Below are 13,333 nucleotides of genomic sequence, written 5' to 3'. Positions count from 1 at the left end.
ATTGCTTTTCATCGAGTCTTTCATTTGACTTTAAACGCATAGAAAATAATCAGGGAGGCAGATAGATGAGTAAAATCATTGGAATCGATCTTGGAACCACCAATTCCGTGGTGGCCATCATGGAAGGTAAAGAACCCAAAGTCCTGCCCAACTCCGAAGGCGGTCGCACGACCCCTTCGATGGTCGCCTTCACCGAAAGTGGTGAACGACTGGTGGGTCAGGTTGCCAAGCGGCAGGCCATCACCAACCCGGAAAACACGATCTTCGCGGTGAAGCGCCTGATCGGACGCAAATATGACTCCAAGGAAATTCAGCAGGACGTCAAAGTCCTGCCGTACAAAATCATCAAGGCCGCCAACGGTGATGCGCATTTGCAGATTCGCGGGCGGGATTACAGTCCCACGGAAATCTCCGCTTTCATTCTGATGAAGATGAAACAGACGGCGGAAGACTACCTGGGTGAAAAAGTGACCGACGCGGTCATCACGGTTCCTGCCTACTTCAACGACAGTCAGCGTCAGGCTACCAAGGACGCTGGAAAGATCGCCGGGCTGAACGTGCTCCGCATCATCAACGAGCCGACCGCGGCTTCGCTGGCGTATGGGCTCGACAAGAAGAAAGATGAGAAGATCGCCGTTTTCGACCTGGGTGGCGGAACCTACGATATTTCCATTTTGGAGATCGGTGAAGGCGTCTTCGAGGTCAAATCCACCAACGGGGACACACACCTCGGTGGGGAAGACTTCGATCAGAGGGTCATGGACTGGCTTGCAACGGAATTCAAGAAGGATTACGGCATCGATCTCCGCAACGACAAGATGGCCCTGCAGCGTTTGAAGGAAGCGGCGGAAAAGGCTAAAATCGAGCTCTCTTCCACCATGGAAACAGAGATCAACCTGCCTTTCATCACCGCGGACGCTTCGGGTCCCAAGCACATGAACATCAAGCTCAGCCGGGCCAAGTTCGAGTCCCTGGTGGAAGACCTCATCGACCGCGTTGTTCCGCCAATGGAACAGGCGCTGCGGGATGCCGGTCTCAATCGGTCCGCCATCGATGAAGTCATCCTGGTGGGTGGCATGACCCGCATGCCGCGCGTTCAGCAAAAAGTGCAGGAATTTTTCGGCAAAGAGCCCCACAAGGGCGTAAATCCCGATGAAGTCGTGGCGATCGGTGCGGGCATTCAAGCCGGGGTGCTCAAAGGCGATGTCAAGGACGTACTGCTTCTCGACGTGACACCTCTCTCCCTGGGCATCGAGACCCTGGGCGGGGTAATGACCAAGCTCATCGAGCGCAACACCACCATCCCCACCCGCAAGAGCCAGATCTTTTCGACGGCGGCCGATAATCAGACGGCGGTGTCCATCCACGTCCTTCAGGGAGAACGTGAAATGGCCGCCAACAACAAGACTTTGGGGCGGTTCGAACTGGTGGGAATTCCGCCGGCGCCGCGCGGCATCCCTCAGGTCGAGGTGACTTTCGATATCGATGCCAACGGCATCGTCCACGTCTCGGCAAAAGACCTGGCCACTCAAAAAGAGCAATCGATCCAGATCACGGCATCCAGCGGCCTCAGTGAATCCGAAATCCAGAACCTGGTGAAAGAAGCCGAAATGCACGCGGCCGATGACAAGAAGAAGCGCGAGCTGATCGAAACCAGGAACCAGGCCGATTCCCTCATCTACAGCACGGAAAAGACCATGAGGGAGATGGGCGACAAGGTGGATGAAAAGACGCGCCAGGACATCGACTCTCAGATCGAAAAAGTCAGAAAAGCGATGGAGGGGGAAGATCGAGATGCCATCCAGCGTGAGGTGGATCAACTGATGCAGATCTCTCACAAGATCGCCGAGGAAGCGTATAAGCGAGCTTCCGAGCAGCAGGCCGGCGCCGCGGGAACGCAGCACGAGGAAGCCGCCGGTGCACGGAAGAAGCCCGACGATGATGTGGTCGATGCAGATTTCGAAGAAGTGAAGGATAAATAGACCAAATAAAAATCTACGCTTCATTCTCAGTTTTTAGCCATACGAAGAAGGGCACATGAAAATTCATGTGCCCTTCTTCGTATGATTGAGGTATACGTTTTTGCAACCTTCGTGAGATCGACTTGGTTATGAGATTCTTTTCACCTGCAATGAGGCGTCTTATGCGAAAAAAAAGCACTTCGGCTTCCATATTCCTTGTTCTTGCGACCCTTTTCCTTTCAAGTTGCGCGACCATGTCTCCTCAGGGAACCGCTCCGGCCGCTGTTTCGACTCAAACGCCTCAGGATGCCGAATCCCTGATGCAGCAGGCGGAAAAGGAAAAGAAGGCCGGGAATATTCCCGCAGCATTCAAGCATTGGGAGCGCGTGGTTCAGACCTGGCCCAAGAATGCCGTCGCCGCCAAATCTCTTTATGAAATGGGGCATATCCGCCTGCAGCAGGGGCAACCGGAGCAGGCACTGCAGTATTTGGACTACCTTATCTATGCTTATCCAACCTGGAACGGAATCCCGCGCGCACGCCTGGATCAGTTGCAGGCCTTCTGGATGACGGGGAGGAAAAAGCAGGTCATGAAGGAAGCAACGCCCCTGTGGGAGGCGTCAGCGTCGCAGCCCGATGTCCAGGTGGATCTGGCTGCCTTCATGGCACGCAGCTATGCAGCCGAGGGAGACGTTGAAACCGCCTTCGACTGGGCTACTGCAGGCTTTGCCGTGGCAAGAAGTCCGGAAGAGAAAAAATCCCTCGCCAAAACAACGGACGCGCTTCTGAAAGACAAGGATGCAGCCACCGTCAACCGCCTCCTCAAGAGAAATCCCAACGCCTTCATGAAAGTGTTTCTCGATTTTCGACTGGCAGAAATCGAGATGCAGCAGAAAAAGTCTGACACCTCTAGAGAAAAGCTTCGGAGTCTCTTGGCTCAGAACGCCTCCCATCCCGCAGCACCGTTTATCCAGGCGGCTTTGAGGGGATCAGGCCCCGAGAGCGACCTCCCCGCTCACCCAGACCGTATCGGCAGCCTCGTGCCCGTGAACGGTCCCTATGCCAGCTATGGCGAAATGGTTATGAAAGGCCTCTCGCTGGCCAAAAGCGACTGGAACGAGCAGCATTCCGGACAGCAGGTCACCCTCGTCGTCAAGGATGCACAGGCTGAACCGAGCCTCGCCATCAAATCCTTTGAAGATCTCGTCAAGCAGGACGGTGTTTTGGCGGTTGTCGGCCCTTTGGGACAGAAAGCCGCCAAGGGCGTCGCTCCCGTAGCCGATAAGCTCGGGGTCCCGCTCCTCTCCCTGACCCAGCGGGAAGACGAGAGAGCCCCCGATTCCTTTTCAGTTCCCCTCATGCTTGACAACCGCGAGCTGATTCGGTCCCTCGTCAAGTACTGTAAGGTAAAACTTGGCTACACGCGGTTTGCAGCTCTTTACCCCGAGGATCGCTACGGTCAGAATCTGTCTAAAATTTTCGCGGAAGTCGTGAATGAATTCGGGGGGCAGCTCATGGCCAGCGTATCCTACAAGGACAAGAGCACAGATTTCAAGGAGCCCATTCAAAAGCTCATGACCATCGCCAAGAAGAATGCTCCACCCACGGGCGTGGAAACGACCCCTTTTGAAGCACTCCTTCTGCCGGATCAGGTCCAGACCGTGTCCCTCATTGCCCCCCAGCTTCCCTATAATAATGTCGTGGGCGTCACTCTCCTGGGGACGAATCTCTGGGGAGAGGGCCCCATCGTGGAAGCGGGAGGCGTTTATGTGGAGCAGGCAATTTTTGCGACACCCTACTACGCTGACAGCCAGGCGCCGCGCGTTCGGGCTTTTCGCGAGCGCTTCGAGGAGGTTTACCAGACATCGCCCTCCTATCTCGAGGCCCAGGCTTACGATGCCTTGATGCTCCTTTTGCAGGCAAGAGCAGCTCTGGATCCGGCTTCCATCGATCGCTATTCCCTCCTTCAAAGCCTTTTTCAGATTCATGAATTCCAGGGGGCGGCAGGGGTATACTCTTTCTCAGCAGACGGAAGTCTCAGGCGGAGCTACCAAATCCTTCAAATCGCCAATGGAGAGCTGACTCCAGTTTCTTTCTGAAGGATAGAGAGAGCGGTATCTTTTTGAGAAAGGCCCGGAGGGAATTGCTTGACATCGAAGAAACCAGTTTTATAATTGAGGTACATTTGGGAATGAGAAAACAATCCGTCTTCTTTCGCGAGTCAGACAAAATATAACAGGAGGTTTTGGGGATGCCGATTTACGAGTACGAATGTTTAAAGTGTGGAAAAACGACAGAGGCCATGCAGAAGTTCTCCGACGCACCTTTGCATGAATGCGAGGCATGCCGGGGTGAATTGCGCAAGCTCATCTCCATGAGTACGTTCCACCTTAAAGGTTCGGGCTGGTACACCACGGATTACGCGGGTAAGAACCAAAGCACCAGTGCATGCAAAGCTCAGGAAACAACCAAGACGGAAACAAAATCCGACAGCAGTTCGAGCGATTCGTAAGGCAGCAAGCATTTCGTAACTCCTGCACGATGGGTTTCCAAAGCTGGTCACCGGCAGCGACTCTGCACCGGAAAACCCGGAGCAAGCTCAACATTCGAAGGTTGGCTTAATTCCACAGTGGATCAATTGAAGCGGGCAAGCTTAGAGAGCCCGCTTTTTTTATCCGTCAACCGGGCGCTTCACCATTCCAAAAATTTTTCACAACACTTCTCAGGCTGAGAATGCAGGTGACTATGGCACGCCAGGGGTTGCTCATCGTTTTTACTGGAAACGGCAAGGGTAAGACGACAGCGGCATTGGGCATGGCTCTGCGGGCGGCGGGTCATGGCATGCGGATCCTCATTCTTCAGTTTATCAAGGGATCCTGGCGCTACGGAGAACTGAACGCTCTGGAGCGATTCCCCGAAATTCGCATCAAGCCCCTGGGGTCAGGATTCACATGGAAAAAGGATAACCTGGACGAAGATCGCAGGCTGGCTCATCTGGGCTGGCAGGAAGCCGTCGAGGAGATGCAGCGCGGCACGTGGGACATGATCGTCCTGGATGAGCTCAACATCATCCTTTCCTATGGTCTTTTACCCCTGGACACGGTGCTCGCGGCTCTCCGTTCCAGACCGTCCGATCTGCACGTTGTCGTGACGGGCAGGAATGCACCACCCGAACTGATGGCTCTTGCCGATCTTGCCACAGAAATGAAGCTCATCAAGCACCCCTACCACGATCAGCAGCTCAAAGCACAACAAGGGATTGAATTTTGAATGACTGAAGAAGAAAAAGTCCTCAAGTTGGATGCACTTTATAGTATCATTCAACAAGATCCAAAGTACCGAAATAACAGGATGGGCACTGTTTTCGTCCCGGGAAGCGGGTCTCTGAGACAGAATGCGCTGGTGTTTATAGGGGAGGCACCGGGAAGGGAAGAAGAAGCAGCTCGCACACCCTTTGTGGGGCCTGCAGGTAAAAATCTGGATGTTTTGCTGGCACAAATCGGACTGTCCAGAAACGACGTCTTCGTGACCAATCTCGTCAAATACAGACCGGTGGATGCAAAGGGTGGAAACCGCAGTCCCACCTCGAAAGAAAGCCGCTACGCACTCCCCTTCCTGCAGGAGGAGCTGCAGATCTTGAAACCGCCCGTTGTGGTATGCCTCGGACTCTCAGCCGCAAAGCCATTGCTGGACGATAATCTGCTGAAGATGCAAAAGGCCAACGGGAGCTTTTTTGAAAAGGCGGGAAGAAAGGTTCTGGTCACATATCATCCGTCCCCCTTCAATTACCAGAGTCCCGGGAAACGGGAAGCATTGCAGGAAGCTTTCCATCATCTCAGGCGTTTCGTGACAGTTTAAAACCATCGCATAGGATGGTGACTTGGTGATTCAGTTCGAAGTCGTTTAACAGGTTATTCTTTTCTCCTTTTCCCCTCTTTCCACGACAGGCAAAAAGATGAATGAATCACAATTAAGAGAAAAGATAGCATACTATCTCCATCGTCCCTACAAGCAGAAGATCAACATCGTCCACGACACCACGGAATTCATGAAGGTGAATTCCGGCGACGTTCTGGAGCTGGAGGGGCGCTTCTACTTCGTTCGAGGCGAAGAAGTCGAAGGACGGTTCGGCATGGATGGAGATCCCAAGTTCTGGGTCAAGAAGGCCATCGATCTTTCGGACGGCTCCTCCAAGATCATCAAGCTGGTATTCCTGGAATCTTTCATTCTGCAACTGGGGATGGAGAGCATCAAATGCTTCCGAAGCCCTCACAAGGAGGCGAGAATCCTTGAAAAGATAAGGAATGACCCTTATTTCATGCAGGGTTTCAACGTTCCGGACTCCATGGGCAATTCCGTCAGGATCATTGACAGGATCGAGGGAAAGCGCTTTTATGACTACCTGCTCGAAATGCCCATGAGCCACGAGGCGTACTTCCACGAGAATTTCCCGGTAATCTTCGACAATGTGATCAGCTGCATCGAAGCCATCCAGAGACTCCATTCCCTGAACGAACTGCATGGGGACATCCGGAATGATCACGTGTTGATCGAAAAGCATACGGGGATCTACACCTGGATCGATTTCGATTACACCTACGACTGGGCGGAAAACCCCTTTGGGATAGACCTCTTTGGCCTCGGCAACATACTTCTTCTCACCGTGGGAAAAGGTTTCCATACCGTAGCCGACTTGAACGCCTGCGGTCCCGAGGGGATGCACCTGAAGTCGTGCCTGGATGAAGATGACATGTCTCTGTTCTTCAAGCTCCGGGTCATGAACCTACGGAAGCTCTTTCCCTATATCCCCGAAACGATGAACGACATCTTGATGCATTTCAGCCACGGAGCCGAAGTTTTTTACGAGTCAACGGAAGAGCTTTTGAGTGATTTGAAAGCATGCCGGAAAGATCTACCCCATTGATTGGAACCTGAAGCCCGCTACCTGGCTGAGGACATTGGATAAGGAGACAGCTGAAGTCATGGAGAAGAAAATACTGATTGGCATCGATCTTTCCGAGAATTCCCTCAAGGCGGTGGACTATGTTGGGCGCATGATGTCCTCCGACCCCAAGGTGCAAATAACGCTGTTGAACGTGATACGCCAGCCTTCGCCGGACGTCATGCCTGACGAGAAGGAACGGATCAGCCATGTGGAGCGTTTGTATGCCGAAACAGCATCGCTGATGGAAGAGGCAGGTAAGAGGCTCTCGTCGCAGGGAATTCCCCAGGCAAACATTCACATCAAGATCCAGGTGTGCGACCGGTTAGTTTCTATCTCGGAGCTCATTTTACAGGAGCAGAAGCGGGAAGGCTATGAGACGGTAGTGATCGGGAGGCGGGGAATGACGAAACGCCAGGAGTTTCTCTTCGGAAGTGTTTCCAAGAAGATTGTCACGGATGCCCGTGACTGCGTTGTCTGGGTTGTGGAATAGCTCACACGCGGAAAAACAGGAAGACGGGCTGCCATGGGAAATGGATCGCCCCCCTTCGCGCACGGCGGAAGGGGGGCGATCCAGGGGGCGCTATTCCTTTGCCCCCTCCAACATGGCTTTGAGGCGGTTTTCCTCGGCTCGCGCATGCCTGAGCTCCTCCCGGGTCTGCTCCCTCTCCGGCGAACCGGGATTCATGGCTTCGAGAGCCTTTTCCAATTCCTGGACTCTTCGCATCACCCGGTAGAGCTCGATGGCCAACATCCTGATACTCATGGTCAAACAATCCTTCAACAAACCTGATACAACTCTTACGGTCCAGCCCGCTGGGCGATGTGTAATGGTTTGATTACTTCCGGAGATAGCTCTCATAAGCTATTTGAAATTTTTCCCTGGCACCGGAAGGAAGGTTCAACTGTACCCCACCACGATCGGGGGGCAAACGATCCTGACGTAGAGACGGGTTCAAGTCCCTTAAATCACTTGTAGGCACATCGATCCACTTCGCCACCTGCTTCAGTTTCAAAGGTGATTGAACGGTAATGGCCTCAAAATTGTAAATTGGAAAAGGTTGGGGACTCTCGAACCCGTGGACCTCCAAATTGCGCATGATCCGAATGGTAGCCAAGATTTTCGGAACATAAGCTCTCGTAATTCTTGGAAGACTGCGACGTTTGGAGATCTCCCAAAAATCGTCCACTCCATGCTTTCTGATGATGTTGGAAACCAGCCCGTCTCCCGCATTGTATGCAGCAAGAGCCAGAGGCCAGGATCCAAAACGATCGTAGAGTGAACGCAAATACTTTGAAGCAGCATGAGTGGATTTTATCGGGTCGTAACGCTCATCCACCCAACGATCAACCCTGAGACCAAGGGATCGCGCTGTCGATGCCAGCAACTGCCAGTAACCTGCCGCTCCTTTGTAAAAGGCCCGACGCTTGAAAGCGCTTTCAACCATGGCCACCGCTATCAATTCGTGGGGGACTCCCTGAGCCTCCATGATTTCGGCCACGATCGGGAAATGGGATCGCGCGCGTTCCAGCACCGTAACGAACGTCGTGCGTCCTTCTCCTTGGAAGAAGCGAATTTGTTTTTCAATTGCAGGTTGATCAGGAATGGGTATCTGACTTCTGGTACTCCATCGTACTCCAACAGGGGAAAAATTGACAAAAAGGGATGAGGGGGACAAGGACGCCAACGCTGCGGAGCTCTTCAATGACAGCTGCTCATGCGCTGCAAGAGAGGCAGAAATACTGCTCAACGAGTCACGGGTCGGTTCGGTCCTTGCCTCGATTTGAGTGGCAAAAAGAGTGAAACCAAGACAAAACGGAATGGTGGCCTTCAGCGCAAAACTCCGCTGTCGACCAGTTTGAGCTTCCCCCAGTTGGTGCCTATAGAGTGAGGAATCAGGCGCCATACTGGTTTCTCCTTATTTTTCCAAAGAAAATCAAATTCGCCCTCGCGGTAGACCGTAAGAGTTTAGGATCGGTTTCTACTTAGCAGCATGGATGAGAGGCTGACAACTCCCATAAATCCAGTTCTCCATGGATTAGGGGGGATTTTCCCATGAATCGATCCGTCGTAAATTTCGTCGCCGTGGGTTTCTGATGCACGGAGAAGCATTCGCATCTTGCGGGCAGCCTCTGCCCGGGGTCAACTAAGAGGGAGAGTAGTTTTTCGCGGATTGTCGGGTACAGCCATTTCTCGAATTTCCGAGATGGAGGAAACCCTGAGCAGGATGCCTTTATATCCAAAATCCAGAATATCCTTTCGCGATTATTTGGCGATTTCCTCCAATTTTCATGGCTGAGGGACACGGCGAGGCTACCTCCCATGGTCTGTTTTGGCCATGTCCTTGACTCTTTATGCGATTTTCTTTAGAGTGCTGCTTCCCTGTTTTTCATATGAAAAAAATAAGATATGGATAGGATGTCCATCGCATTCCTGTAAAACGGCCTGACCAAACGAAGACCAGACCGACGCACTGACTGCAGGACATACACAGCACAGGCTCACGAGCGAAGGACTCCTTATTGACGGCGAAGGCTCTCTTGCCTTCTCGATCGGGAAAATGGATATGGCTGAAGCACACCACCTCAAGACTTTTCGCAATTTCGGCATCATCGCTCATATCGATGCCGGGAAGACCACGGTCACGGAACGCATCCTTTACTACACGGGCCGTTCCCACAAGATGGGAGAGGTTCATGACGGAACCGCCATCATGGATTGGATGGAACAGGAACAGGAAAGAGGAATCACCATCACTTCCGCCGTGACCACCTGCCTGTGGCGTCAGCACGAATTTCACCTCATCGACACACCGGGACATGTGGACTTTACCATCGAGGTGGAGCGTTCTTTGCGCGTCTTGGACGGTGTTGTCGCCGTCTTCTGCGGTGTGGGTGGAGTGGAGCCCCAGTCGGAAACCGTGTGGCATCAGGCGGACCGCTACCATGTTCCCAAGATTGCATTCGTCAACAAAATGGATCGCCTGGGGGCAGACTTCAACAACGTGGTCCAGCAGATCGAGGAGAAATTCAAGGCGAACCCCCTTCCCTTGCAGATCCCCGTGGGGCAGGAATCGACATTTCGCGGGGTCATCGACCTGCTGCGCATGAAACAGGTAGTGTGGATGGATGAAAGCCAGGGAGTCGAATACGAATATCGCGATATAGAACCGGATTTCCTGGCAACTGCCGCCGAGGCCCGCGACAACCTGGTGGCCAGGGTGGCCGAATGGGATGATGGCCTCATGGAGCTCTACCTGGAGGGAAAGGACATCTCTCCGGAGCAATTGATTCCCGTTATTCGCAAGATCACCCTCCAGCTCAAAGGGGTTCCCGTGCTCTGCGGCTCAGCCCTCAAGAACAAGGGGATTCAGCCGTTGCTTGACGCCATTGTCGATTTTCTGCCCTCCCCCCTGGATATTCCTCCCATTAAAGGAGAGAACCCTCAGACCAAACAGGTGGAGGAACGCCCAAGCAGCGAGCAGGCGCCTCTGGCCGCGCTGGCTTTCAAAATTCAAATGGATCAGGGACGCAAACTGACCTATGCACGCATTTACTCGGGGAAGCTCGAGGTCGGCATGGATGTCCTCAATGTCAGTAAAGGATCTCGTGAAAAAGTCTCCAGAATCTTCCAGATGCACGCCAACAAGCGCGATCGACTCGAGAAGACAGGGGCAGGAAATATCGTAGCCCTCATGGGCCTCAAATCCTCTACGACAGGGGACTCGCTTTGCGCCCCGGGAAGCCCCATCCTTTTGGAGCCCGTGGACATTTATGAGCCGGTCATTTCCATTGCCGTGGAGGCAAACACCCGGGCGGACCAGGAAAAACTCCTCGACAGCCTTTCCAAGCTCTCGGAGGAGGATCCCACCTTCCGATTTCAGGAGAACCCGGACACAGGCCAAACCCTCATCAGCGGAATGGGTGAGCTCCATCTGGAGATCGTTTTGAACCGGCTGGAGCGTGATTTTCATGTCACGGCCAATGCAGGGAAGCCACAAGTCGTTTACAGGGAGACCGTCAACCAGGAGGCTGAGGCTCAGGGAGTTTTCGACCGAGAGATCAGCGGAAGCCGACATTATGCCATGGTGGAAATTCACGTGTCCCCCCGTGGTCGAGGGGAAGGCAATTCCATAGAAAACCGGATCCGGGACGCATCCATCCCCGAGATGTTTTTTTCAGCCCTCGAGGCGGGTCTTCAGGACGCTTTCAGCAGTGGGCCTCTGCTGGGTTATCCCGTGGTGGATACCCAGACGGTGATCTTCGGCGGGAGCTTTCTGGAGGGGGTATCCAGCGAACTGGCTTTTCGTGTGGCGGCAACGATGGCTTTCCGGAAAGCGTGCGAACAGGCTTCGCCGCTCCTGCTGGAACCCTATATGGCCGTGGAAATATTGGTTCCTGAAGAGTTCCTGGGGGAAGTTCTGGGGGACATCAATTTGCGAAAAGGGCGTGTGGAGGAAATCACCGCGCGCAAAGCCATCCAGGTGGTCAAGGCGGTGGCCCCCCTTTCCAGGATGTTCGGCTATTCGACCGTCCTGCGGTCATCTACCCAGGGAAGGGGAACTTTCACAATGCACTTTTCCCATTATGACAGCTCTTCGCAGGTGTGAATCCATCTTCAAAAACTTATTATATTTTCTTGATATTTGGGATCAGTTGATTTATTTTGCCGGGGTTATGGGGTTTTGGCAGGCAACCAACGAAAAGCCCATTTTGCGCTGGGATGCTCTGAAGGACGGTATAGAGCATTTCGGCGTTTTTTTGAAGAAGAAGCATGTTGAGACCGTCGAAGTTTTTTGCGGAAAGGTAGGTGAGTACTGAATGTCGGAGTCCGAAACAAGAGAAAACATAGAGAAGAAAATACGAAAGCTCCGCAAAGACTTTCAAAAGAACGTCCAACCTGTCTTGCGTCGCCATAACTATTATCTTTCCAAGGGGGAGCGCCGTCGCATCAAGAAAAAGAAAGCGATCAAGCGCATCCAGAGGCGGGAACGCCGCATGATGAGGTCTTAATACCTTGATACTTATTTCCTCTGTGGTGCCGCAACGACGTGAGGTCATACGGATGAACTGAGGAAGAAAAAATGAAAGCAAAGAGAAAACCCCCTCGGGTATAACGTTGGTCTGCCTGCGCCACTCCTTCTCTCCCGGAAGCACCATCCCGGAGAAGATTCAAAATGGAAGATTGAAGCCGCAAAAAAAGCCCCGAAAGGCTGTCCGCCATTCGGGGCTTTGGTTTTTTTCATCATCCTTCCGAAGACCGCGGCGGGAATCTCTTAGCGCTGTTTCAAAAGGTTGCGAGCGATCACCAGACGCATGATTTCATTGGTTCCTTCGTAGATCTGGGTGATCTTGGCATCTCTCATGTGACGTTCCATTGGATAGTCTTTGCAGAATCCATAGCCTCCCAGGACCTGAACACCCTCTACGGCAGCCCACATGGCGACGTCGGAAGAGAGCAGCTTGCCCATGGCGGCTTCTTTTTCATAATGGCGATGATTCTGCTCCAGCCAGGCGGCCCGCAGCGTCAGGAGCAGCGAGGCATCCAGCTGGGTGGCCATGTCGGCCAGCTTCCACTGAATGGCCTGGAAAGCGGAAATGGGCTTGCCGAACTGCTCTCTCGTCTTGCTGTACTCGATGGCCTCGTCCAGGGCGGCGTAGCCAATGCCCAGTGCCTGGGAAGCGATGCCGATGCGGCCGCCATCCAGGGTGGTGAGCATTTGTTTGAAACCTTCCCCCGGTTTACCCAGCAAATTCTCCTTGGGAATGCGTGCGTCTTCGAAAACCAGCTCCGCCGTGCCCGAAGCGGTGATGCCCATCTTGTCTTCAACGGTACCGACTTTAAAGCCCGGAGTGTTATTCAGGTCGACAATGAAGGAGCTGATCCCTTTATAACCGGCGCTCTTGTCCGTTACGGCCGCGAGGACGCAGTAACCTGCCACGTTTCCGTTCGTGATGAATTTTTTCGTTCCGTTGATGACCCATTCATCGCCGTCGAGAACAGCCGTGGTGAGCATTTTTGCAGGGTCGGAGCCCGCGCCTGCTTCCGTCAGCCCATAGCAGCCGAGGGCCTGGCCGCTGGCGACGGGAGTGAGATACTTTTTCTTCTGCTCATCTGTTCCGTATGCGTTCACGGGAAAACAGTAGAGACTGTTGCAGACGCTCATGATCACGCCACACGAAGCGCACGCCTTGGAAATCTCGACCATGGCCAGGACATAGCAAATATAATCCATTCCCGCTCCGCCGTATTCCTCGGGAATGGCAACGCCCATCAATCCGAGCTCACCCATCTTCGCGACCAATTCCGCTGGATGCTCATGGGTACGATCCAGTTCCGCCGCTACAGGTTTGATTTCACGCTCAGCAAACTTACGAGCCATATCTTGAATCATCTTTTGTTCTTCGGTCAGATCAAAATTCATTGAGG

At 53.3% G+C, this 13,333-nt stretch carries 12 protein-coding genes; 9 read left to right on the top strand and 3 right to left on the bottom strand.

Annotated elements, in window-relative coordinates; genetic code table 11:
• Window positions 1-65 precede the first annotated feature (65 nt).
• The 7 genes from dnaK to MWC30_RS05250 all read left to right on the top strand — a co-directional run bounded on the left by dnaK (window position 66) and on the right by MWC30_RS05250 (window position 7,396).
• The gene (gene dnaK / locus MWC30_RS05280) at window positions 66-1,982 is read left to right on the top strand and encodes a molecular chaperone DnaK (protein ID WP_244083113.1); all 1,917 of its coding nucleotides are present in this window, start codon (window positions 66-68) and stop codon (window positions 1,980-1,982) included.
• Window positions 1,983-2,143: 161 nt separating this feature from the next.
• Window positions 2,144-4,060 (top strand): ABC transporter substrate-binding protein, encoded by a 1,917-nt coding sequence (locus MWC30_RS05275; protein WP_244083112.1) that lies wholly within the window; start codon window positions 2,144-2,146, stop codon window positions 4,058-4,060.
• A 152-nt stretch (window positions 4,061-4,212) separates the two neighbouring features.
• Window positions 4,213-4,473 carry a zinc ribbon domain-containing protein gene (locus MWC30_RS05270; protein WP_244083111.1) on the top strand — a complete coding sequence of 87 codons (261 nt, stop codon included), beginning with the start codon at window positions 4,213-4,215 and terminating at the stop codon, window positions 4,471-4,473.
• Window positions 4,474-4,694: 221 nt separating this feature from the next.
• Entirely contained in the window at window positions 4,695-5,231 is a 537-nt protein-coding gene (cobO, locus tag MWC30_RS05265; protein WP_244083110.1) for a cob(I)yrinic acid a,c-diamide adenosyltransferase, read from the top strand.
• A complete protein-coding gene (locus MWC30_RS05260; RefSeq protein ID WP_244083109.1) occupies window positions 5,232-5,819 on the top strand; it encodes a uracil-DNA glycosylase in 588 nt (195 codons plus the stop codon).
• A 97-nt stretch (window positions 5,820-5,916) separates the two neighbouring features.
• On the top strand, window positions 5,917-6,885 hold the full coding sequence (locus tag MWC30_RS05255; protein ID WP_244083108.1) for a hypothetical protein: 969 nt from the start codon (window positions 5,917-5,919) through the stop codon (window positions 6,883-6,885).
• 58 nt (window positions 6,886-6,943) lie between these two features.
• Window positions 6,944-7,396 (top strand): universal stress protein, encoded by a 453-nt coding sequence (locus MWC30_RS05250; protein WP_244083107.1) that lies wholly within the window; start codon window positions 6,944-6,946, stop codon window positions 7,394-7,396.
• A 90-nt stretch (window positions 7,397-7,486) separates the two neighbouring features.
• Here the strand turns inward: MWC30_RS05250 and MWC30_RS05245 are convergent, their stop codons facing one another.
• A complete protein-coding gene (locus MWC30_RS05245) occupies window positions 7,487-7,669 on the bottom strand; it encodes a hypothetical protein (RefSeq protein WP_244083106.1) in 183 nt (60 codons plus the stop codon).
• A 73-nt stretch (window positions 7,670-7,742) separates the two neighbouring features.
• Window positions 7,743-8,810 (bottom strand): lytic transglycosylase domain-containing protein, encoded by a 1,068-nt coding sequence (locus MWC30_RS05240; protein WP_244083105.1) that lies wholly within the window; start codon window positions 8,808-8,810, stop codon window positions 7,743-7,745.
• A gap of 660 nt (window positions 8,811-9,470) precedes the next feature.
• Here MWC30_RS05240 and fusA point away from each other — a divergent pair.
• A complete protein-coding gene (gene fusA / locus MWC30_RS05235; protein ID WP_244083104.1) occupies window positions 9,471-11,513 on the top strand; it encodes an elongation factor G in 2,043 nt (680 codons plus the stop codon).
• Between the two features lie 211 nt (window positions 11,514-11,724).
• Window positions 11,725-11,916 (top strand): 30S ribosomal protein S21, encoded by a 192-nt coding sequence (gene rpsU / locus MWC30_RS22875; protein ID WP_368860804.1) that lies wholly within the window; start codon window positions 11,725-11,727, stop codon window positions 11,914-11,916.
• Window positions 11,917-12,179: 263 nt separating this feature from the next.
• Here rpsU and MWC30_RS05225 read toward each other — a convergent pair whose 3' ends face one another.
• A complete protein-coding gene (locus MWC30_RS05225; RefSeq protein ID WP_244083102.1) occupies window positions 12,180-13,328 on the bottom strand; it encodes an acyl-CoA dehydrogenase in 1,149 nt (382 codons plus the stop codon).
• Window positions 13,329-13,333: the final 5 nt, after the last annotated feature.

It is taken from the genome of Desulforhabdus sp. TSK (genome assembly GCF_022836495.1).
Classification (GTDB): Bacteria; Desulfobacterota; Syntrophobacteria; order Syntrophobacterales; family Syntrophobacteraceae; genus Desulforhabdus.
The sequence above is the reverse complement of the archived record's forward strand: the minus strand, read 5'-3'. Positions and strand labels throughout refer to the sequence as shown.

Bases quoted from the DNA above. Each gene is read 5' to 3' on its own strand.
- MWC30_RS05270 (WP_244083111.1), top strand. From the start codon at position 4,213: ATGCCGATTTACGAGTACGAATGTTTAAAGTGTGGAAAAACGACAGAG.
- MWC30_RS05275 (WP_244083112.1), top strand. From the start codon at position 2,144: ATGCGAAAAAAAAGCACTTCGGCTTCCATATTCCTTGTTCTTGCGACC.
- dnaK (WP_244083113.1), top strand. From the start codon at position 66: ATGAGTAAAATCATTGGAATCGATCTTGGAACCACCAATTCCGTGGTG.
- MWC30_RS05255 (WP_244083108.1), top strand. From the start codon at position 5,917: ATGAATGAATCACAATTAAGAGAAAAGATAGCATACTATCTCCATCGT.
- MWC30_RS05245 (WP_244083106.1), bottom strand. From the start codon at position 7,669: ATGAGTATCAGGATGTTGGCCATCGAGCTCTACCGGGTGATGCGAAGA.
- rpsU (WP_368860804.1), top strand. From the start codon at position 11,725: ATGTCGGAGTCCGAAACAAGAGAAAACATAGAGAAGAAAATACGAAAG.
- fusA (WP_244083104.1), top strand. From the start codon at position 9,471: ATGGCTGAAGCACACCACCTCAAGACTTTTCGCAATTTCGGCATCATC.
- MWC30_RS05225 (WP_244083102.1), bottom strand. From the start codon at position 13,328: ATGAATTTTGATCTGACCGAAGAACAAAAGATGATTCAAGATATGGCT.
- cobO (WP_244083110.1), top strand. From the start codon at position 4,695: ATGCAGGTGACTATGGCACGCCAGGGGTTGCTCATCGTTTTTACTGGA.
- MWC30_RS05240 (WP_244083105.1), bottom strand. From the start codon at position 8,810: ATGGCGCCTGATTCCTCACTCTATAGGCACCAACTGGGGGAAGCTCAA.
- MWC30_RS05260 (WP_244083109.1), top strand. From the start codon at position 5,232: ATGACTGAAGAAGAAAAAGTCCTCAAGTTGGATGCACTTTATAGTATC.
- MWC30_RS05250 (WP_244083107.1), top strand. From the start codon at position 6,944: ATGGAGAAGAAAATACTGATTGGCATCGATCTTTCCGAGAATTCCCTC.